This is a genomic window from Burkholderia sp. E168m23 (genome assembly GCF_016586125.1).
Taxonomy (GTDB): domain Bacteria; phylum Pseudomonadota; class Gammaproteobacteria; order Burkholderiales; family Burkholderiaceae; genus Burkholderia; species Burkholderia orbicola.
Map to the genome: position 1 here is coordinate 1 of NZ_BCPP01001337.1, position 1,399 is coordinate 1,399.

At 65.0% G+C, this 1,399-nt stretch carries 2 protein-coding genes, 1 pseudogene and 1 riboswitch; of the genes and pseudogenes, 1 reads left to right on the plus strand and 2 read right to left on the minus strand.

Annotation, left to right across the window (positions count from 1 at the left end; genetic code table 11):
• Together JMF90_RS37055 and JMF90_RS37060 are read right to left on the minus strand one after the other, a co-directional pair.
• Window positions 1–329: cation transporter (locus JMF90_RS37055; protein WP_201326342.1), on the minus strand; the 329-nt coding region annotated here is incomplete at its 3' end.
• Window positions 330–341: 12 nt separating this feature from the next.
• A complete protein-coding gene (locus JMF90_RS37060; RefSeq protein WP_011548394.1) occupies window positions 342–617 on the minus strand; it encodes a metal/formaldehyde-sensitive transcriptional repressor in 276 nt (91 codons plus the stop codon).
• Window positions 618–733: 116 nt separating this feature from the next.
• Window positions 734–902, plus strand: a riboswitch (yybP-ykoY riboswitch).
• 69 nt (window positions 903–971) lie between these two features.
• Here JMF90_RS37060 and JMF90_RS37065 point away from each other — a divergent pair.
• A pseudogene (locus tag JMF90_RS37065) lies at window positions 972–1,399 on the plus strand (sodium:calcium antiporter); the annotation flags it as partial.

The following is a 1,399-nucleotide window of genomic DNA, read 5'->3' on the forward strand; positions in this document are numbered from 1 at the left end:
ATCATCGCCAGCACGATCGCGCTCGTGAAGCCGGCCAGGTCGCCGAGCTTGCCGGTGCCGAACACGAAGCGCGGATCGTCGGCGTGCCGGCGCGCATAGGTATAGGCCAGCGCGGCGATCAGCATCGCGCCCGCATGCGTCGACATGTGCAGCCCGTCCGCGACCAGCGCGAGCGACCCGAACAGCGTGCCGCCGACGATCTCGGCGATCATCATCGCCGTGCACAGGCCGATGACCATCCACGTCTTCCGCTCGTTGCGCGCATGGGCGGCGCCCAGAAACGCGTGACTGTGCGCGCCGCCGGCCGCCGGGCTCTTGAATTCGTTCATGTTCCGATCCGCTTACTTGAAATAGCTGTGGACGACCTCGATCAGCTGCTCGGTCGCGCTGCCTTCGTGCGCGTCGGGCGTGTCCGCATCGACGAGATGCGACCGGATGTGATCTTCCAGCACGACCGCCAGCAGGCCGTTCATCGCGCCGCGGCAGCTCGTGATCAGTTGCAGCACGTCGTTGCAGCCGCGCTCGTCTTCCAGCGCCCGCTCGATCGCCTCGACCTGTCCCTTGATACGGCGCACGCGGTTCAGCAGCTTCTGTTTTTCGCGAACGGTATGACTCATCGATGGCTCCTGTATAGGGTAGGGGAGTATATCTCCAAAGCGCTGCCCCTATAGGGTGGAGGGGTATATTTTTTCGAGACGAAGGCTTGTCGAAAGAAAACCGCTCGGCTAGACTGCTTTCCGTCTTTGGGGAGTAGCCTGCTTTCCGTCCCCCGGAAAGCGAACGCGTCAACACACTCGGCCTGCGGCCGTGGCGCGTTCAACCTGATCGGCTTGGCGAGACCATCGGCACATCGCGTCGTTCCTGGTCGGACGTCGGCGGATGTGTCATGGTTCGTCAGCGTCCGACCACGGAGTCCCCATGTTCCTCCCTGCTCACCTGCCCCACGCCCCCGCTGCCTGCGGAGGTGCCGCATGACCTTCATGTTCGTCGAACTCGCGTTCATGCTGATCGTCATCCTCGTCGCGGCCGAAGTCTTCACCAATGCGCTCGAACATCTCGGCGAACGCCTGAAGATTTCCGAAGGCGTGACCGGCTCGCTGTTCGCGGCCGTCGGCACCGCGCTGCCCGAAACGATGGTGCCGCTGCTCGCGCTGGCCGGCGGCACGTCGAGTCAGGCCGTCAACGAGGAGATTGGCGTCGGCGCGATCCTCGGCGCGCCGCTGATGCTCGCGACGCTCACCACGTTCCTGATGGCGCTCGCCGTGATCCGCTCGCGCGGGCCGCGCGGCACGATTGCGCCCGAACGCACGGGCTTCGTGCGCGACATGAATACCTTCCTCGCCGCCTTCTCACTGGCGACCGTCGCGATGTTCGTCCCGCATCACAACTGGGCCGTGCG